Annotated in this window: 18 protein-coding genes; all 18 read left to right on the forward strand. The window is 40.2% G+C overall.

The genetic code is table 11. The annotated features are described in order from the left end of the window. Window positions 1-54: 54 nt before the first annotated feature. The 18 genes from LI162_RS03130 (at window position 55) to ftsZ (ending at window position 19546) form a co-directional block, all read left to right on the forward strand. Window positions 55-384: a spore coat associated protein CotJA gene (locus tag LI162_RS03130; RefSeq protein WP_020435757.1), complete on the forward strand. Its 330-nt coding sequence runs from the start codon at window positions 55-57 to the stop codon at window positions 382-384. Continuing rightward, entirely contained in the window at window positions 381-656 is a 276-nt protein-coding gene (locus LI162_RS03135; RefSeq protein ID WP_020435758.1) for a spore coat protein CotJB, read from the forward strand. Before LI162_RS03130 ends, LI162_RS03135 begins: the two co-directional genes overlap by 4 nt. Window positions 657-659: 3 nt before the next feature. Then, window positions 660-1253 (forward strand): manganese catalase family protein, encoded by a 594-nt coding sequence (locus tag LI162_RS03140; protein WP_015528852.1) that lies wholly within the window; start codon window positions 660-662, stop codon window positions 1251-1253. Between the two features lie 456 nt (window positions 1254-1709). Further along, window positions 1710-3590: an asparagine synthase (glutamine-hydrolyzing) gene (gene asnB / locus LI162_RS03145; protein WP_020435759.1), complete on the forward strand. Its 1881-nt coding sequence runs from the start codon at window positions 1710-1712 to the stop codon at window positions 3588-3590. 84 nt (window positions 3591-3674) lie between these two features. Next, on the forward strand, window positions 3675-4964 hold the full coding sequence (locus LI162_RS03150; RefSeq protein WP_020435760.1) for an FtsW/RodA/SpoVE family cell cycle protein: 1290 nt from the start codon (window positions 3675-3677) through the stop codon (window positions 4962-4964). Between the two features lie 110 nt (window positions 4965-5074). Beyond that, the gene (locus LI162_RS03155) at window positions 5075-5914 is read left to right on the forward strand and encodes a DegV family protein (RefSeq protein WP_020435761.1); all 840 of its coding nucleotides are present in this window, start codon (window positions 5075-5077) and stop codon (window positions 5912-5914) included. A gap of 56 nt (window positions 5915-5970) precedes the next feature. After that, a complete protein-coding gene (locus LI162_RS03160; RefSeq protein WP_020435762.1) occupies window positions 5971-6210 on the forward strand; it encodes a hypothetical protein in 240 nt (79 codons plus the stop codon). A 384-nt stretch (window positions 6211-6594) separates the two neighbouring features. Further along, window positions 6595-7467: an acyltransferase family protein gene (locus LI162_RS03165; protein ID WP_020435764.1), complete on the forward strand. Its 873-nt coding sequence runs from the start codon at window positions 6595-6597 to the stop codon at window positions 7465-7467. Between the two features lie 298 nt (window positions 7468-7765). After that, a complete protein-coding gene (gene mraZ, locus LI162_RS03170; RefSeq protein WP_015528857.1) occupies window positions 7766-8203 on the forward strand; it encodes a division/cell wall cluster transcriptional repressor MraZ in 438 nt (145 codons plus the stop codon). A 44-nt stretch (window positions 8204-8247) separates the two neighbouring features. Then, window positions 8248-9183, forward strand: coding sequence for a 16S rRNA (cytosine(1402)-N(4))-methyltransferase RsmH (rsmH, locus tag LI162_RS03175; protein WP_020435765.1), 936 nt, complete (start codon window positions 8248-8250; stop codon window positions 9181-9183). Window positions 9184-9281: 98 nt separating this feature from the next. Further along, entirely contained in the window at window positions 9282-9821 is a 540-nt protein-coding gene (locus LI162_RS03180) for a hypothetical protein (RefSeq protein WP_020435766.1), read from the forward strand. Window positions 9822-9827: 6 nt separating this feature from the next. Next, the gene (locus LI162_RS03185) at window positions 9828-11846 is read left to right on the forward strand and encodes a peptidoglycan D,D-transpeptidase FtsI family protein (protein ID WP_227155711.1); all 2019 of its coding nucleotides are present in this window, start codon (window positions 9828-9830) and stop codon (window positions 11844-11846) included. Window positions 11847-11929: 83 nt separating this feature from the next. Then, window positions 11930-13654 (forward strand): peptidoglycan D,D-transpeptidase FtsI family protein, encoded by a 1725-nt coding sequence (locus LI162_RS03190; protein ID WP_226861947.1) that lies wholly within the window; start codon window positions 11930-11932, stop codon window positions 13652-13654. 320 nt (window positions 13655-13974) lie between these two features. Next, window positions 13975-14931, forward strand: coding sequence for a phospho-N-acetylmuramoyl-pentapeptide-transferase (gene mraY, locus LI162_RS03195; RefSeq protein ID WP_015528861.1), 957 nt, complete (start codon window positions 13975-13977; stop codon window positions 14929-14931). Between the two features lie 4 nt (window positions 14932-14935). Next, the gene (gene murD / locus LI162_RS03200) at window positions 14936-16309 is read left to right on the forward strand and encodes a UDP-N-acetylmuramoyl-L-alanine--D-glutamate ligase (RefSeq protein ID WP_227155719.1); all 1374 of its coding nucleotides are present in this window, start codon (window positions 14936-14938) and stop codon (window positions 16307-16309) included. A gap of 13 nt (window positions 16310-16322) precedes the next feature. Next, window positions 16323-17408 carry an FtsW/RodA/SpoVE family cell cycle protein gene (locus LI162_RS03205; RefSeq protein WP_020435770.1) on the forward strand — a complete coding sequence of 362 codons (1086 nt, stop codon included), beginning with the start codon at window positions 16323-16325 and terminating at the stop codon, window positions 17406-17408. Between the two features lie 68 nt (window positions 17409-17476). After that, window positions 17477-18208: a hypothetical protein gene (locus tag LI162_RS03210; RefSeq protein ID WP_055144711.1), complete on the forward strand. Its 732-nt coding sequence runs from the start codon at window positions 17477-17479 to the stop codon at window positions 18206-18208. 150 nt (window positions 18209-18358) lie between these two features. Next, window positions 18359-19546, forward strand: a complete 1188-nt coding sequence (gene ftsZ / locus LI162_RS03215; RefSeq protein ID WP_020435772.1) for a cell division protein FtsZ — start codon at window positions 18359-18361, stop codon at window positions 19544-19546. The last annotated feature ends 2 nt before the right edge of the window (window positions 19547-19548 follow it).

Here is a 19548-nt window from a genome sequence, read left to right on the forward strand (position 1 = left end):
CACAATTTTTCTTATCTTCCATACAATAACAAAAAAGATATAAGGATTTATTTTATGGCACCATATTGTTCTAATAGGAATACGAACTGTTATTGTCAGAATGGAAATTACAGGCCACAAACAAGGCAGGAAAATGAAAGACAGCTTCATTGCAATATTCCTGTCCCTCCACTTCCGGAGCAGAAGTCGAAAAATTACTGTTGCGATGAGTGTGTTGGTGATTACAGCAAAACGGATGTTTTGCAAGAGTTTCCGGTTGCGATGGCTTATGTCCCATGGCAGCAGTGGAGAAAACTTCACGATCTCGGTTATGGATTTCAGTGTGGAACTATTTTTCAAGAGCTTGAAAAACCATTTCGTGGAAAAGGAGGATGCTGTAAATGAGTTGCAATTGTCATGAAATGAATCGAAGAGAACTTTTTGAATATATAAATCAGATTAGTTTCGCGGTGGATGATGTTAAATTATTTTTAGATACACATCCTGGAAATCAGAAAGCACTTGAATATTTTCAAAAATATAAAGAGAAACGTATTGAAGCACTCAAAGAATATGCAGAGGTATATGGACCTTTAACTGTAGATACAGTCAGCGAAAACAGTGACTGCTGGAATTGGATCAATGAACCATGGCCGTGGCAGGAAGGGGGATGCTGATTTATGTGGAATTATGAAAAAAGACTTCAATATCCTGTGAAGATAACCCAGACGAATCCGAAACTGGCGAAGATCATTATAAGTCAGTTCGGTGGACCGGATGGCGAATTAGCTGCATCTATGCGTTATCTTTCACAGCGATATACGATGCCATATAAAGAGGTAACAGGAATACTGACTGATATTGGTACAGAAGAACTTGCCCATATGGAGATGATCTGTGCAATTATCTATCAGCTGACAAAGAATTTGTCACCGGAAGAAATTGAACGTTCCGGTTTTGCACCGTATTATGTTGATCATACACTGGCATTATGGCCACAGGCAGCCAGCGGAGCTCCGTGGACTGCAACGTATTTCCAATCGAAAGGAGATCCGATTACAGATCTTCATGAAGATCTTGCAGCAGAGCAAAAAGCACGGACTACGTATGATAATATCCTGCGACTGATTAAAGATCCTGAAATCTGTGATCCGATCCGTTTTCTGAGAGAAAGAGAGATTGTGCATTATCAGAGATTTGGTGAAAGTCTAAGAATTGTACAGGAACATCTTGACAGTAAGAATTTCTATGCAATCAACCCAGAATTTGAATGAAGATGAAGTGTTTATTTTGTGAAAGGGATTGTCAGACGGCAATCCCTGATTTACATTTTATGTAAATACTGCTCAAAAATCCCCCTTTACTTTTCCCTATAAATCAGATATAATATACGCGTTGATGGGGAAACCATAACAATTAAATATACGATCAATGGGGATACTGTGATGTTATACTCACAGTATTTTTCTGTTTTTCTGATGAAAGGGACTTTTTTCCCTGAGTAAAAGAGGCTATAATAAAAGAAATTTATTGTCGGGTGTAAATATACGTTACTGTTCACTCCCGTGTCAATCACTCCGCTGATTGACACGGAGGATGCATGTTTTGGCTTGAATGCATCTCGCCCCATCGCCAAAGGCGATTTAAAATGGCGAGATGCGTTGCTGGTCGCACAACGTGTGAACAGTAACAAATATACAGTTGACAGTAATTAAAAAAGGAGAAGGCATATGTGTGGATTTGCAGGATTTGTCGGAGAAGTTGATGACAGAGAACAGGTACTTGTTAATATGATGAATACAATCGTACACAGGGGACCGGATAGTGCGGGAAAGTATGTGGATGAAGATGCAGCACTCGGATTTCGCCGTCTGAGTATCATAGATCTTTCTTCCGTTGGTGATCAGCCGTTGTACAATGAGGATCGCAGCATGGTTCTTGTATTTAATGGAGAGATTTATAATTACCAGGACCTGAGAGAAGAACTGAAAGCGGCAGGTCATGAGTTTGTATCGAATACAGATTCAGAGACGCTGATTCATGGATACGAAGAGTGGGGCGAGAAACTGGTAGACCGTCTTCGCGGAATGTATGCTTTTGCAATCTGGGATACAAAGAAGAAAAGATTGTTTGCAGCGAGAGATATTTTCGGAATCAAACCGCTATATTATGCGAATATGAATGGTACATTGATGTTTGCTTCTGAAATCAAAGCATTTATGGAGCATCCGAAGTTTGAAAAGGTGTTCAATGAAGAGGCGCTTGGCAACTATCTTTCTTTCCAGTTTGTTCCTACGAATGAGACATTTTTTAAAGGGGTGTTCTGTGTACAGCCAGGACATTACTTTATATATGAAAATGGAAAAATGAACATTACACGTTATTTTGAACCTCATTTCACAGGAGACTGTAAGAAGCCTTTCAAAGAAGTGGTGGATGATGTAGAACGTGTGATGAAGGATTCCGTTGAGAAGCATAAAATCAGTGATGTAGAGGTTGCTTCTTACCTTTCCAGTGGTGTGGACTCCAGTTATCTGACTTATCTGGGACAGGTGGATCGTACTTTTACAGTCGGATTTGATGAAGGAAAGTACAGTGAGATTCAGGATGCAAAGGAATTTGCAGCAAGCATTAACATGAAGAATGACGCTAAGGTGATTTCACCGGAAGAATATTGGGATAAGCTTTCGGATATTCAGTATTATATGGATGAGCCGGTCGCAGATCCAGCTGCAATCGCACTTTATTTCCTCAGTGCAGAAGCGTCCAAGAAGGTTAAGGTAGTTCTTTCAGGAGAAGGTTCTGATGAATTGTTTGGAGGATATAACATATATTGTGAACCTTTGGAACATACTTCTTTTAATAAAATACCGATGCCGGTACGCCGTTTCCTGGGTGCGTTTGCAGAACGCTGTCTGCCACGTGGTATGAAGGGGAGAGGTTTCCTTATGCGTCACGGAAAGACATTGGAAGAGAGATATTTCGCAAATGCGACGAATATTTTTACAGAGCGTGAGGCAAATCGTATTTTGAAAAAAGGATGTAAGCCGGGAATCCAAAAAGTAACAAAACCATTGTATGCACGTGTAAAAGGAAAAGATCCTGTGACAAAGATGCAGTATGTGGATCTTCATTTATGGCTGGTGCATGATATTCTGATGAAGGGTGACAAGATGGGAATGGCGAATTCTCTTGAAGTCAGAGTTCCGTTCCTTGACAGAGAAGTACTTGAACTTGCCGAGACACTTCCGTTAAAATACAAAGTACGTGCGCCAAAGACGAAGGTTGCATTGCGTGCTGCGGCAGAGCGACATATCAGAAGTAAGACAGCGGAGAAGAAGAAACTGGGATTCCCAATTCCGATTCGTGTATGGTTGAAGGAAGAGAAGTATTATAATATTGTAAAAGAGATGTTTGAGTCTGATGCAGCGAAGAAGTTCTTTGATACGAAGCTCCTGCTTAAGATGCTTGATGATCATAAGAACGGAAAGAATACGAATGAGAAGACAGATAACAGTCGTAAGATCTGGACAGTTTATATCTTCCTCGTATGGTATGACAGATTCTTTGAGCATGGAAAACCGGTTCATCCGGCGATGAGTGTTCAATAATAAAACGTGTATTTATATCATTTGTTTTAAGAGTGCTGGATAAAACAAGCAGAATTGATACAGATGTTTAGACAGGGAGTATGTATGAGAAACTATGAGAGTGATGCTTATAGGAAGTATCAAAGCTCAATAGAGCAGAGACAGAAGGTTGTGAGAACGTCAGGTTCTCCGTATTCTCAGCAGACTGCGGTACAGGGGAAAGGGCAAAGGGCAGAAATGTCTGCGAGTACAAAACGCAAAAGGACAAGAGAAAAAGAAAAACTTTATTATGATTATGATCTGCTTCTTGTAATTATTTTTCTGATGTGTTTTGGACTTGTGATGCTTTACAGCAGTAGTGCTTACAGCGCACAGGTTGATTATAAGAACGATATGTTCTTTTTCACAAGACAGGCAATGATCGGGATTATCGGATTCATTGTAATGTTTATTGTTTCTAAGATTGACTATCATCTATATGGTGCTTATGCAAAAGAATTATTTTGGTTTTCAATGTTTTTGATGGCATTGGTGCAGACACCACTTGGTAAGACTGTAAATGGAGCAAGAAGGTGGATCAGGCTTCCTGGTGGCTTGTCATTGCAGCCGGCAGAGTTTACGAAGATTGCGGTGATTCTATTTATAGCATATGAAATCTGCCTCTTGGGGCAAAAGGCGAAAAAACGGGATGGAATTAAGATTCTGCTTGGTTATGGTCTTGTTGCAACACTGGGAGTTTTTCTATTGACGGATAATCTGAGTACAGCAATTATTGTGTTTGCAATTACATGTATTTTAATTTTTGTTGTACATCCGAAGACAAAACCATTTATTGCTGGAGTAATTGTAGCAGGAATCGTGGGAATTATTGGGATTATTTTTTTGAAATATACACTTGCGAAAAGTGATAACTTTCGTATGCGCCGAATCATTGCATGGCTGAATCCGGAGGCGAATGCTGATACAGACAGCTATCAGTTCTTGCAGGGGCTATATGCAATTGGTTCAGGTGGATTTTTTGGAAAGGGTCTTGGGAATAGTACGCAGAAATTACATGCAATACCAGAGGCTCAGAACGATATGATCCTTGCAGTTATCTGTGAAGAGCTGGGAGTGTTCGGCGCAATTATTATTTTGTGCTTGTTTGCTTTCATGCTGTATAGATTACTGTTTATCGCAAGAAATGCTCCGGACTTGTATGGTGCGTTGATCGCAACAGGTATTTTTGCACATATTGCACTGCAGGTTACTCTGAACATAGGAGTTGTAACAGGACTACTGCCGACAACCGGTGTTACCCTTCCGTTTATTAGTTATGGAGGTACAGCGATTGTAATATTGTTGGCTGAGATGGGAATTGCGCTTGGAATATCATCTAAGATACGGTTGAAATAAATTCTCCCTCTTTTCAACTTGACTGAAGTGTGTTATATTAATATGTAGTATTAAAAACCACGTAAAGTAGGATGAAAAAATATGCGATAGAGCATGGGAGGATATAAGTTATGAGTTACAGAGTGATCGTAGATAGTTGCGGAGAGCTGACCCTACAGATGAAGGAGAGTGGAATTTTTAAGACGGCTTCTCTTAGCATGGAAGTGGATGGCTTTCACATTCTGGATGACGAGACATTTGATCAGGCTGATTTTTTAAGAAGAGTGGCTGCAAGCGAGGAATGTCCGAAGTCATCCTGTCCGTCCCCGGAGCGTTATATGGAATTATACAAATGTGATGTTGACAGAGTCTATGCAGTTACTTTGTCAGGGGAATTGAGCGGATCTTATAACAGTGCACTTCTTGGAGAGAAACTTTATAAGGAAGAAGGCGGAGAAGAAAAGATCCATGTATTTAACTCTCGTTCAGCATCTGTCGGAGAGACGTTGATCGGACGAAAGATTCAGGAATGTGAAGAAGCCGGAATGGATTTTGAACAGGTAGTTGAAACGGTAGAAGCTTATATTGAAGAACAGCATACGTATTTTGTTCTTGAGAATCTTGATACACTTCGTAAGAATGGACGACTGACAGGACTGAAATCTCTGGTAGTCAGCGCATTGAATATCAAGCCTGTTATGGGTTCTACCCCAGAGGGAACAATCTGTCAGTTGGATAAGAGCAGAGGGATGAAGAAAGCTTTGGCGAAGATGGCAGAGCATGTCGCGAAGGACGCTGTAAAACCGGAGGAGAAGATTCTTGCAATTGCACATTGCAACTGTCCGGAACGTGCAGAGGTCGTCAGAAAATTGATTTTGGAGAAAGTAAAGGTGAAAGATTCCTTTATTGTAGATACAGCAGGAATTAGTAGTATGTATGCGAATGATGGTGGAATTATTGTTGTACTTTAAGATGTGCTGTGGTAAAATAATTGCTAAAGACCTAATAGGAAGGGAGCAGGCAAGAGATGAGTCAGGCGAAGGTGGATCGTTATAAGAAGGAAAAGGCGGACCGAAAGAAGACAATGCGTAAAGAGAAGATCATGCGCAATGTAAAAAGATGTGTAGCGGGAGTAATTGTACTTGCAATTGTTGGCTGGTTCGGATATTCAGCATATGATCTGCATTCTTCCAATCAGGAACGTGCAGTTGCAGAAGTGAATTATGACTCTGTTAAGGATTATCTAAGTACACTTTCAGCAGAATAAAATGAATAGCATTTGATAACGTGAGATATGGCATGTGCCATATCTCTATTTTATTCAAGTATTTGCAACTATTTCTATTGACAAAGCAAAAAACAACCATTAGAATGATACAGATAATTATTCGGATTAAAATTAGGGAGATACCTATGATGAAAAAAAGAAATATTAACCTTGATATTATTCGAAGTATTGCAGTGTTTTCTGTATTATCTGTGCATTTTTTTTGAATAATGGATTTTATACGGAAATAATAAAAGGAAAGCGGATGTTTGTCATGTTTACAATGCGGACAGCGTTTATGATATGTGTTCCTCTTTTTGCAATATTAACAGGATATCTTATGAATAAAAAAATCTTGTCAAAAACCCCTACTACTTAGGATTAGTGAAAACATATATAACATATTTGCTGGCGAGCGTTTTTGACATTCTATTTTTAAGTTGTTATACATCAGAACATATTGGAATACGGACTTTTATTTTAAGAATTCTTAATTTTTCTGGTGCTGGATATTCATGGTATGTTGAAATGTATATTGGGTTGTTTTTAATCATTCCGTTTTTAAATTTGATTTATAATGGATTAAAAGATAAAAAACAAAAGCAGCTTCTTGTAGCTACAATGCTTTTCTTGACTACCATTCCCTCCTTACTTAATATATGGGGAATCGATGGTCCGATTAAAGCAATATTCTTTCCAACTGAATCAACAAGAATTCTGCAGATAATTCCAGATTATTGGCAGTTTTTATGGCCACTTACATATTATTACATCGGATGCTATCTTAAAGAATATGGAGCAAAACTTTCTTCTGGAAAATCACTCTTATTGTTTATGGGTTTTCTGACAATATTTGGCTTTTTTAATTTTGGACGTAATTATAATAATGTCTTTTTCGGAGCTTCATATTATGAATGGTATGGATTTGAGCCGCTGATTCTATCGGTACTTACGTTTATTTGTATTTTGAATCTTGATACTTCTAAAATAACAGAACGAACTATACTTTATAAATGTTTTACCAAAATTTCAGAGTTGTCATTAGGAATATATTTAGTGTCTTCGGTTTTTGATACGATTATCTATAGTAAACTTAATGCATATGTTCCTTCTGTTCCGGGAAGACTAGAATATTATGTACTGGTTGTACCTATTGTTTTTCTTCTTTCATTTATTACATCATATATCTTACATGTTATACAAAGCACATTGACTAGATATGTTCAAAAAAGATATAGATATATTTCTAATCATTAAAATAATTATTGCTGTTTTAGACAGTGTATCAATGATCGTTAACTTTTAATTATAAGAAGGTTAGCGATCATTTTTTATGACGTTATTTCGGTAGATAGACCTGAATGAAGTTTGGAAAGAAACAAAAAAGTTAAAAAAGGGCTTGAAAAAGGGAGACACGTGGTTTACAATGGAACTAAGTGGTGAGAAGTGGTAGAATGTGGTGCAATATGGAGAAGGAGTGGAAGCGAAGGGATTACGGTAGTGATACCTTTAGTGGACATGAAGATTTCCATAGATTCCAGAGAAAGGGTTTCGGATGTTATTAGGAGAGTTTAACCATAACATAGACGAAAAAGGCAGACTGATCATCCCGGCAAAGTTAAGGGAAGATCTTGGTGACAGCTTCGTGATCTGTAACGGATTAGAGGGCTGTCTATTTGTCTATTCCCAGGAAGAATGGAATAAATTCGTAGCCGAACTCGAAAGCTTACCACGAATGAACAAGGATGCCAGAATCTTTAAACGCTACTTTTTTGGAAGTGCATCTGAGGGCAGTTTCGACAAGCAGGGGAGAGTTCTTGTCCCACCGTCACTTAGAAAGAATGCACATCTGGAGAAGGAAGTAGTTCTGGTTGGAGTCCAGGATCGTGTTGAGATCTGGGACAAGGCACTCTGGGAAGAGAAAAACCAGATCAGCGAGGAAGATCTGGATGCGATTGCAGAACGTATGGAAGCGATCGGAATTCGCATCTGATGACAACAAAGACCGCCAAGTGAGGCAGTCAGAAGGAGGAGTCTATGGCATTCGAGCACGTTTCAGTGCTGTTGCATGAGACAGTAGACGGTTTGAACGTAAAACCGGATGGCATCTATGTAGATGCCACGTTGGGTGGAGGCGGACATGCTTATGAAGTCTGTACAAAGCTTGGCGAGCAGGGGAGATTAATAGGTATAGACCAGGACGCTGATGCGATTAAAGCAGCAGGAAAGCGCCTGGAAGGTTTCGGGGAGAAGGTCACAATAATCCGGAGCAATTATTGTGATATGAAACCGCGGCTTCATGAGATAGGAATTGACAAAGTAGATGGAATCACAGTAGATCTTGGAGTTTCTTCTTATCAGTTGGATACAGCTGAGAGGGGATTTTCATATCGGGTTGACGCACCTCTTGATATGCGTATGGATCAGCGTCAGAAGATGACAGCCAGAGACATTGTCAACGACTATAGTGAATCGGAACTTTATCGTGTGATTCGTGATTATGGCGAGGACAGATTTGCTAAAAATATCGCGAAGCATATTGTTGCAGAACGCACAAAAGGTCCGATTGAGACAACAGGACAATTGAATGAGATTATCAGTCATGCAATACCAATGAAGATTCAGAAGACGTCAGGACATCCGTCAAAGCGTACATTTCAGGCTCTGCGAATTGAATTGAATCATGAGCTTGATGTTTTGCGGGATACATTAGATGATATGATCGATCTGTTGAATCCAGGAGGAAGACTTTGCATTATTACATTTCATTCGCTTGAAGACAGAATTGTGAAGAGTTCTTTCCGTAAGAATGAGAATCCGTGCATTTGTCCAAGTCATTTTCCGGTTTGTGTATGTGGAAATGTATCCAAAGGGAAAGTGATCACCAGGAAGCCAATCCTTCCGTCAGAAGAGGAGCTGACGGTAAACAGCAGATCAAAGAGTGCAAAGCTTAGAATCTTTGAACGTGCATAATTTGATATCACAGGGAGTATTTAGAGTATAAACGAAACGTTCCTCCGGGAAGGGGAGAGCCCGGCGGAACAAGAATCCAGAGAAAGGACAGGAAAGCGATGGCGAGAAACACAGGTCGCAGACAGCAGAATAGACCAGCAGCAGACTGGAACCACTTCTACGTGTACGGTAGTGCCGTGCGTCAGCCAGAAGCTTTACCGTCTGGAAATGGGACAGTTCGTAAGCCGAAGAAAAAAAGAACAAGCCGTCAGGTGATTAAAAACCGGCATCGTGCGCAGCGGATCAGTCCGGCATATGCGACTTTTCTAATTGCGGCGGCAGTCTGTGCGGTTTTTATATGTGTTATGTATTTACGCTTACAGGCAGATGTTTTGAATCGTGCAGATCAGATTACAGCGCTGCAGCAGGAACTGACGGATCTGAAGGAATCAAATGATACTGCACATCAGGCAGCGGAAGATTCTGTTAATCTTGAGACTGTTCGTGAAAAGGCAATGAACGAGATGGGAATGGTTTATGAGTCTCAGGGCAAAGTGATTCATTATCAAAGCCCGACAAGTGACTATGTAAAACAGTATGATAACATTCCGGAAGATGGCGTTTTAGCGCAATCCAAGGATGTGAAAAATAAGGAATAATGGAAGATGGCAGGAAGAAAAAGAAGGAAGAACAGATTTCAATTTCTGACTAAAAAATTCCCGGTAAGAATGCAGAGAAAGCTGGTACTGCTGTTTATAGCAGTTATACTGGCTTTTCTTGTTCTTGTAGGAAGAATTACATACATTAATGTTACGAAGGGAAGCAAGTATACAAAGCTTGTACTGAATCAGAAAATTTATGACAGTAAGACAATTCCATATAAACGTGGAGATATTCTGGATAGAAACGGTACAAAGATAGCGACAAGTGAAAGGGTTTATAATGTAATTCTTGATGTTGTTGTAATGACAGATAAAGAAGAATATATAGATCCTACGATTAAAGTATTGAATAAATGTTTCGGAATCAGTGAAAAGACGGTACGAGAGATTGTAGAAGAAAAACCTAATAGCAGATATGTTATATTGAAAAAAGGAATCGATTACGAGACGGCTCAGAAATATAATGAGATAAAGAATGATACTAAGAATTATCCAAATGTAAAGGGAATCTGGCTGGAGGATGATTATAACAGAACATACCCATACAATACGCTGGCAAGTGATGTGATAGGTTTTACTTATTCCGGAAATATAGGAGCAATTGGAATTGAGAGTGCTTATAATGATGTTATGACGGGGACAGATGGCAGAGAGTATGGTTATCTGGATGAAGATGATACAGTCGAACAGAATGTAAAAGCAGCAAAGAATGGGAATAATGTTATTACAACGATTGATATTACCTTACAGAGTATTGTGGAAAAATACATTCAACAGTTCAATGAAGAACATGCTGGAGAAGAAGGAAGTGGAGTGACCGGGAGCAAGAATACAGCGGTTATGATCATGAATCCGAATACCGGAGAGATTCTGGCTGAGGCCTCTTACCCTAATTTTGATTTGAACAAACCAAGAGATCTGTCCAGTATTTATTCCGAAGAAAAATGGAATGCGATAGATGAGAAGGATCGATTGAACCTATTGAGTAGTATCTGGAGAAACTTCTGTGTCAGTGATGCGTTTGAACCGGGGTCTACGATGAAACCGTTCACTGTTGCAGCTGGATTGGAGACAGGAACTCTTACCGGAGAGGAATCTTATTATTGTGGTGGTTATCTTCATGTGGGAGATAATGATATCGGATGTCATCTTCGTTCTGGACATGGAATGGAAAGCACAATGGATGCAATTGCCAATTCCTGTAACGTTGCATTGATGGAAATGGCGGAAAAAATCGGAATTGATAATTTTATCAGATATCAGCATATCTTCGGATTTGGAGAATATACGGGAATTGACCTTCCGGCAGAAGCATCAACAGCAAGTCTTCTGTATACAGCTGACACGATGACACCGGTTGATCTTGCAACGAATGCTTTCGGACAGAACTTTAATGTGACAATGACTCAGCTGGCAGCAGGGTTCAGTTCTCTGATCAATGGTGGGTATTATTATGAACCGCATGTTGTAAAGCAGATCCAGGATGAGAATGGAAATGTGATTGAAACGAAGAATCCCGTATTGCTCCGTAAGACAGTTTCGACAGAAACATCTGAATTAGTAAAAACATATTTACAGGCGGTAATGCAGTATGGTACAGGTAAGAGAGCCCAGGTGGAAGGATATGATATCGGAGCGAAGACCGGTACGGCGCAGAAACTTCCACGTAAAGATGGGAAATATCTTCTTTCTTATATCGGATATGCTCCACAGGAGAATCCGGAAGTTGTTATCTATGTGGTAATTGATGAAGCAAATGTGGATGCACAGGATAATAGTTCATTGGTTCTTGAACTTGCGAAGAATATCATGTCAGAAGCATTTCCATATCTTGGTATCACAACCATAGAAGAGACAGGGGAAAGTCAGACACAGCAGAGCGGTCAGAGCTTTGAAGATACAGAGTATTCTGATTATGATCAGGACTATACAGATGATTACAGTAATGAAGACGGCTCATATGTTGATGAAAATTATAAGCCGGATTTGGACAGCTGGGCAACATCATCCAATATAGATTAAGTTTTATAGCAGACAGGCAAACAGGAATAACTCCGAAAAAGACATAATACATTGTAGAAATGTCTTTCTCGGAGTTATTTTTTGTGAAAAATAAAACATATAACCGAAAAAAAACAATAGTTGTTTTTTTCTGCGCAGTTCTTTTGATTTCGGCTCTTTTCGGAAGACTTGTTTATCTGATGATTTTTGATGCTGCACATTATCAGAAGCTGGCGAAAGATCTTCATGAGCGAGAAAGAAAAATCAAAGCGGCAAGAGGAGAGATTATTGACAGAAATGGAGTTGTCCTGGCAACGAACAGGACGGTATGCACAATTTCTGTGATCCATAATCAGATAAAAGATCCGGAGCAGGTGATCGCAGCTCTCTGTCAGGAACTTGGAGAAGAGGAAGAAAACATCCGGAAAAAAGTAGAAAAAGTGTCTTCGATGGAAAAAATTAAAACAAATGTGGAAAAAGAAACGGGGGATAGAATCCGTAATCTGGATCTTGCAGGAGTAAAAGTAGATGAGGATTTTAAAAGATATTATCCTTATGATACATTTGCATCCAGAGTTCTTGGATTTACAGGTGGGGACAACCAGGGAATCATCGGACTTGAAGTAAAATATGAAGAGGTATTAAAAGGAACCGATGGAACCATTCTTACAGTGACGGATGCGAGAGGAGTCGAACTTGAGAAAGTAGCAGAAGACAGGATTGAACCTGTGGCTGGGAACACGCTTCAGATTAGTCTGGATCATAATATTCAGAAGTACTGTGAACAGGCAGCAAAAAAGGTTCAGGAGGAAAAACAGGCGGATAGTGTATCTGTATTGCTTATGAATCCGCAGGATGGAGAGATATTTGCAATGGTAAATACACCGGAATTTAATCTGAATACCCCTTTTGAATTGATTGATGTGGATGAAAATACAGAACAGACGGATGAACAGACTCAGGAGATGTTAAATCAGATGTGGCGAAATCCCTGTATTAATGATACATATGAGCCGGGATCAACGTTTAAAATCATTACAGCATCAGCATGTCTTGAAGAAGGTGTCGTTTCTTTGTCGGATACATTTTCCTGTCCGGGATACCGGATTGTAGAAGACAGAAAAATCCGGTGTCATAAGGTTGGTGGACATGGACAGGAAACGTTTATCCAGGGAATACAGAATTCCTGTAATCCGGTATTTATTGATATTGGTCTTCGGCTTGGAGCAGAGAAATTTTATGCTTATTTTAAACAGTTTGGATTACTTAGTCTGACGAATATTGATCTTCCGGGTGAAGCGGGAACAATTATGCATAACGTAGAAGATATTGGTCTTGTGGAATTGGCAACGATTTCATTTGGACAGTCGTTCCAGGTAACACCGGTTCAAATGGCAACAACAGTAAGTTCGCTGGTTAATGGGGGATACCGGGTGACACCGCATTTTGGAGTGGCAGTTCTTGAAAAAGACGGAACAGAGATACGAAAGCTGAAATACAAAAAGAAGAATGGGATTGTATCTGAAAAAACATCGGAGACGATGAGAATACTTCTGAAGAGTGTAGTAGAAGAAGGATCTGGTAAAAATGGATACATTGAAGGATATTCGATCGGAGGCAAGACTGCAACATCACAGACTCTTCCAAGAAGCGCAAACAAATATATTTCATCATTTATAGGGTTTGCACCGGCGGAAGATCCGCAGGTTCTTGGAATTGTAGTGATCCGTAACCCACAGGGGATTTATTACGGAGGAACGATTGCAGCTCCGGTTTTGCGCAGCATCTATGACAATGTACTTCCGTATCTCGGGATTGAAAAAAACTGACCAATGGAGTATACTGTAAAGTGCATTTTGAGAATCTGATGATGTAAGTGTCAAAAGTATAAATTGCGTTTGTGCTCGCACAAATAAGCAATTTATACTTATTGACACGCCGAACACCGAAAACGGAATAAAATGGTGTGAATACGCCATTTTATGGGAGTTTGAGGTGTTCGAGGATTGCGGGAATTGCATAGCAATGGAGCAATCTGGTTACATCAGTGAGTGGCAAAATTTATTTTTGACACTCACATCATCTGATGACAGAAAAGTACATAAGAAGGATTCTCTGTGTAAAACAAAAGAAATGAAGAGGTGTATATATGAACAGTCATGTAGTAATTCCGGTATTGATTGCATTTGTTATAAGCCTTGTGCTTGGACCGGTAGTCATTCCTTTCCTGAGAAGGTTAAAGATGGGACAGACGGAGCGTGTGGAGGGTGTACAGTCTCATTTGAAGAAGGCAGGAACACCGACAATGGGAGGTATTATCATTCTGGCAGCTGTTGTGATTACGTCCCTGTTTTATGTGAAAGACTATCCAAAGATCATCCCGGTACTTTTCCTTACAGTAGGATTCGGACTGATTGGATTTCTGGATGATTATCTTAAAGTTGTCATGAAACGTTCAGACGGACTTTTTCCAATGCAGAAGATGGCACTCCAGATTGTAGTAACAGCAATTTTTGCGTTTTACATCGTAAAAGTAGCGAAGATTCCACTTACAATGATCGTTCCATTCTCCGGCGGTTATGAATTGAATCTTGGATGGCTTGCGATTCCGGTTCTTTTCTTTGCAGTAATCGGTACAGTTAATGGAACAAACTTTACGGACGGACTGGATGGTCTTGCATCAAGCGTAACTGTTCTGGTGGCAACATTTTTCACGGTTGTAGCAATTGGAACGAAAAGTGGGATTGAGCCGATCACTTGCGCAGTTGTCGGTGCATTGATGGGATTCCTTCTTTTTAATGTGTATCCGGCCAGTGTGTTCATGGGAGATACAGGTTCTCTTGCACTGGGTGGTTTTGTTGCAGGAACAGCGTATATGATGCAGATGCCGCTGTATATCATTATTGTCGGATTTATTTATCTTGTAGAAGTTATTTCAGTTATTCTGCAGGTGACATATTTCAAAAAGACAGGAGGAAAGCGTCTCTTTAAGATGGCACCAATCCATCATCATTTCGAGCTTTGCGGATGGTCAGAGACACGGGTAGTGGCAGTATTTTCTATTGTGACGGCAATTCTTTGCCTGATCGCTCTTATGGGGGTATAAAAGAATGGTTGTAAAAGATAAAAATGTATTAGTGTTTGGCTCTGGAATCAGTGGAGAGGCAGCGTGTGAGCTCCTTTTGAAAGAAGAAGCAAAGGTCGTATTGTATGATGGTAACGATAAGCTGAATCCGGAAGAGATCCGTGCAAAGATTGAAGGCGGGGACAGTGAGTCACTGGAAATCGTCCTTGGAACACTTGAGGGAGACAGGAAAGAAGAACTTCTTGATAAACTTTCTCTTGTTGTAATGAGTCCGGGTGTTCCGACAGATCTTCCAATCGTGAATGAGATGCGTGAGAAAGGACTTCCAATTTGGGGCGAGATTGAGCTTGCGTATGTCTTTGGAAAAGGTGATGTTCTAGCAATTACTGGAACAAACGGAAAGACAACGACCACTTCTCTGCTTGGAGAAATTATGAAAAACTATGCGCAGAGCAGTTTTGTGGTAGGAAATATCGGTAATCCATATACGAGTATTGCACTCCAGACAAGAGAAGATTCTGTAATTGTTGCTGAGATGAGCAGCTTTCAGCTAGAAACAATTCAGACATTCCGTCCGAGAGTCAGCGCGATCCTGAATATTACTCCGGATCATCTGAATCGCCATCATACGATGGAAGCATACATAGAGGCAAAGGAAAATATTGCGAAGAATCAGACAGAGAAAGATACTTGTGTTCTGAATTACGAAGATGATGTGACAAGGGCATTTGGAGAAAATATAAAGTCAAAGGTTCTATATTTCAGCAGTCAGCGTATATTAGAAGAAGGAATCTATCTGGAAAACGGTCAGATCGTTCTTGCAATGAACGGAGAGAAGACACCGGTATGCCATGTAGATGAATTGAATATTCTTGGAACGCACAATCATGAGAATGCGATGGCAGCAGCCGGAATGGCAGCAGCATATGGGGTTCCGGTAGATGTGATCCGAAGAACGCTGAAAGAGTTCCAGGGAGTCGAACATCGTATTGAATATGTGGCAGAAAAGAATGGAGTTGTATATTACAATGATTCCAAGGGAACAAACCCAGATGCAGCAATTAAGGGGATTCAGGCGATGAATCGTCCGACAGTTCTGATCGGTGGAGGTTATGATAAGGATTCTGCTTATGATGAATGGATCGATTCCTTTGATGGAAAAGTAAAAAAATTAGTACTTCTTGGTGCGACACGTGACAAGATCGCAGAGACAGCCAGAGCACATGGATTTGAAGATATTGAGATGGCGGATACATTTGAGGAAGCATTTGCAAAATGTGTAGAGAATGCAAAACCGGGAGATGCAGTACTCCTTTCTCCTGCATGTGCAAGTTGGGGAATGTTTAAGAATTATGAAGAACGTGGAGATAAGTTTAAAGAGCTTGTAAATAATCTGTAAAGGGTGAACTGTATTGAAGCGTCCTGCAAAGAAGCACACGTATGATGATACACTGCTTGTGACGGTGCTGATTCTCGTACTGGTTGGTCTGATCCTTCTGACCAGTACAAGTGCATATAACGGCAGGGTGAAGTTTCATGATTCTTATTATTATCTGAAAAAGCAGGGACTGGCTACAGTTCTTGGAATGGCAGGAATGCTATGGATCGCGAGAATTGATTATCACAGATGGATTCCACTTGCTGTGCCAGGATATCTGGCTGCAATCGGTTTATCCATTGCTGTCATGGCATTCGGAAAAGAATATAACGGATCCAAAAGATGGTTGTCTTTGGGTCCGTTTTCTTTTCAGCCTTCAGAATTTGCTAAAGTAGCAGTAATCTTGTTTCTGGCCTGGCTGATCAACCGAAATGTGAAAAAAATATCAAAACTTCGGATAATGTCCGGAATGATGCTTTCGATCCTTCCGGTTGTCGGTCTGGTAGGAGCAAGTAATCTGAGTACAGCAATCATTATCCTCGGAATCGCAGTTACATTGATTTTTGTTGCAAGTCCAAGATATGCACAGTTTATATGGATGGCTGTATCAGGAGTTGGATTTCTGGGAATTTTTCTAGCCTTGGAAAGCTATCGGCTGGAGCGACTTGCAATCTGGCGCAATCCGGAGAAGTATGAAAAAGGATATCAGACATTGCAAGGACTTTATGCAATTGGAAGTGGAGGACTGTTTGGCCGGGGGCTGGGAAACAGTGTACAAAAACTGGGATTCCTGCCGGAAGCACAGAATGATATGATTTTTTCTATTGTCTGTGAAGAATTAGGGCTTGTTGGTGCGGGGGCTATCATTGTACTGTTTCTGATTTTAATCTGGAGATTTTTTGTGATTGCAACACACGCACCGGATCTTTTTGGTGCGTTGATTGCAGCAGGAGCCATGGCACATATGATGATTCAGGTAATATTGAATATTGCTGTCGTCACAAATTCTATACCGAATACAGGAATTACACTTCCGTTTATCAGTTATGGTGGAACGTCAGTTGTTTTTCTGCTTTTGGAAATGGGGCTTGTCCTTAGCATATCACGTTTGGTACAATAGAGTTGCCTGTATTTCATACAGATGGAGTCCGGGTATGGAAAACATGAACAGAGGAAGGAATCTGATCAATGAAAAAAAAGAAGAAAAAGAAGAGAGGGATGTTCCGCTTTATTGTAGTATTACTGTTGCTTGTAATATTTGTTCTACTCTTTCAGACACGCAGTATAAAGGTGAAGGGAAATGAATATTACGGAGAGAATTCAATCATCAGCTGGCTCAAGAAAGATAAACTCTCCATGAATACGGTGTATTTATTCTGGAAATATAATTATACAGATGCAGAAGTTCCGTCAGTTGTGGAAGAAATGAAATTGACATTTGAAAATCCATGGACGCTTGTTGCGCATGTGAAAGAGAAAGGAAAATCCGGTTATGTTTCTTTCAATGATACAAATTTATATTTTGACCGGAAGGGGACAGCACTTTTTGAAAGCAAGAAAACTTTTACAGGAGTACCTTATGTGGAAGGACTTTCTTTCGATGCATCGAAAGTAGAGATCGGAAAAAAGATTCCGGTGGAAGATGACAGTGCATTCACTTTGATCGCAGAGGCTTCAAAGTATCTGGTGAAATATTCACTTACACCGGATAAACTGGTATATGCCAATGAACAGAGTGTGGTATTATATTTTGGATCAGTAGAAGTTTTAATTGGGAATAAAGAATATGAGATCAGAATTGCACAGATCAAACCGATTCTTGAGAAGCTGAAGGAACAGTATCCGGATCAGGCGGGGGTACTTCATCTTGAGAATTATGAAGCAGATTCAGCATCAATTAACTTTACACCGCAGTCTTGAAGCTGAATTGTTGGAAAAAAACCAAAAATAAGAAAAAATCTATTGATTATTTACGGAAAAGACTTTATTATATACTTATTGAATTGTATCGTTCAATTAAAATAAGGGATGTATATAAGAATTAATAAGACGACAAAGGAGGAACTACTCTTGTTAGAAATTAAAACCAACGAATCTGAAGCGGCTGCAAGAATTATTGTTGTCGGAGTCGGCGGAGGCGGTAACAATGCCGTGAACCGAATGATCGACGAACAGATTGCAGGCGTAGAATTCATAGCTGTGAATACAGATAAACAGGCATTACAGCTGTGTAAAGCACCGACACTTATGCAGATCGGTGAAAAACTGACAAAAGGACTTGGTGCTGGTGCACAGCCTGAGATGGGAGAAAAGGCAGCAGAAGAAAGCGCTGAGGAGATCCAGGCTGCATTAAAAGGTGCAGATATGGTATTTGTTACCTGCGGTATGGGAGGCGGAACTGGAACAGGTGCTGCTCCGGTTATCGCAAGAATTGCGAAAGAGCAGGGCGCTCTGACAGTAGGAGTTGTCACAAAGCCTTTCCGTTTCGAATCCAAGACAAGAATGCAGAATGCAATCAATGGTATTGATAAATTAAAGGAGAACGTTGATACAATCATCGTTATCCCGAATGACAAACTGCTTGAAGTTGTAGACAGACGTACTACTATGCCGGAAGCTTTGAAAAAGGCTGATGAGGTTCTTCAGCAGGGTATTCAGGGTATCACAGACCTGATCAATGTACCATCTCTGATCAACCTTGACTTTGCTGATATCCAGACAGTTATGAAGGATAAAGGTATTGCACATATCGGTATCGGTGCAGGACGCGGAGATGACAAGGCACTCGAAGCAGTTAAGCAGGCTGTTGCCAGTCCACTGCTTGAGACAACAATCACAGGTGCATCTAATGTTATCGTTAATGTATCTGGAGACATTACACTTATGGATGCTTCTGATGCAGCTGATTATGTACAGGAGCTTGCAGGAGAAAGTGCAAGTATCATCTTCGGTGCTATGTATGATGATACAAAGTCTGATGAATGTACAATCACAGTTATTGCTACAGGCTTACATAATGTAGGCGGAAGTGCATCCAAGCTGAAAGCAAGACTGGAAGGACAGCAGAAGACAAGTTCTATTCTTCCGAATGGTGTAGAAAGTCATGCAAGACCATCTTATGACTATACAGCACAAAGAACAGCTCAGACTTCAACAGTAAGACCGCAGGGTGGAACAATGCCAACACTGCAGCCAAGATCAACAACTGGTGGAGTAAGAGAGCAGTCTATTAAGATTCCGGATTTCTTTAAGAAATAATT

Origin of the sequence: Mediterraneibacter sp. 210702-DFI.3.120 (genome assembly GCF_020561005.1) — a bacterium.
Lineage (GTDB): Bacteria > Bacillota > Clostridia > Lachnospirales > Lachnospiraceae > Mediterraneibacter > Mediterraneibacter faecis.

Coding starts and splice junctions, on each gene's coding strand:
- LI162_RS03140 (WP_015528852.1), top strand. CDS start 660: ATGTGGAATTATGAAAAAAGACTTCAATATCCTGTGAAGATAACCCAG.
- rsmH (WP_020435765.1), top strand. CDS start 8,248: ATGGCATTCGAGCACGTTTCAGTGCTGTTGCATGAGACAGTAGACGGT.
- LI162_RS03160 (WP_020435762.1), top strand. CDS start 5,971: ATGAGTCAGGCGAAGGTGGATCGTTATAAGAAGGAAAAGGCGGACCGA.
- asnB (WP_020435759.1), top strand. CDS start 1,710: ATGTGTGGATTTGCAGGATTTGTCGGAGAAGTTGATGACAGAGAACAG.
- LI162_RS03185 (WP_227155711.1), top strand. CDS start 9,828: ATGGCAGGAAGAAAAAGAAGGAAGAACAGATTTCAATTTCTGACTAAA.
- LI162_RS03135 (WP_020435758.1), top strand. CDS start 381: ATGAGTTGCAATTGTCATGAAATGAATCGAAGAGAACTTTTTGAATAT.
- mraZ (WP_015528857.1), top strand. CDS start 7,766: ATGTTATTAGGAGAGTTTAACCATAACATAGACGAAAAAGGCAGACTG.
- LI162_RS03180 (WP_020435766.1), top strand. CDS start 9,282: ATGGCGAGAAACACAGGTCGCAGACAGCAGAATAGACCAGCAGCAGAC.
- mraY (WP_015528861.1), top strand. CDS start 13,975: ATGAACAGTCATGTAGTAATTCCGGTATTGATTGCATTTGTTATAAGC.
- murD (WP_227155719.1), top strand. CDS start 14,936: ATGGTTGTAAAAGATAAAAATGTATTAGTGTTTGGCTCTGGAATCAGT.
- LI162_RS03130 (WP_020435757.1), top strand. CDS start 55: ATGGCACCATATTGTTCTAATAGGAATACGAACTGTTATTGTCAGAAT.
- LI162_RS03155 (WP_020435761.1), top strand. CDS start 5,075: ATGAGTTACAGAGTGATCGTAGATAGTTGCGGAGAGCTGACCCTACAG.
- LI162_RS03210 (WP_055144711.1), top strand. CDS start 17,477: ATGAAAAAAAAGAAGAAAAAGAAGAGAGGGATGTTCCGCTTTATTGTA.
- LI162_RS03150 (WP_020435760.1), top strand. CDS start 3,675: ATGAGAAACTATGAGAGTGATGCTTATAGGAAGTATCAAAGCTCAATA.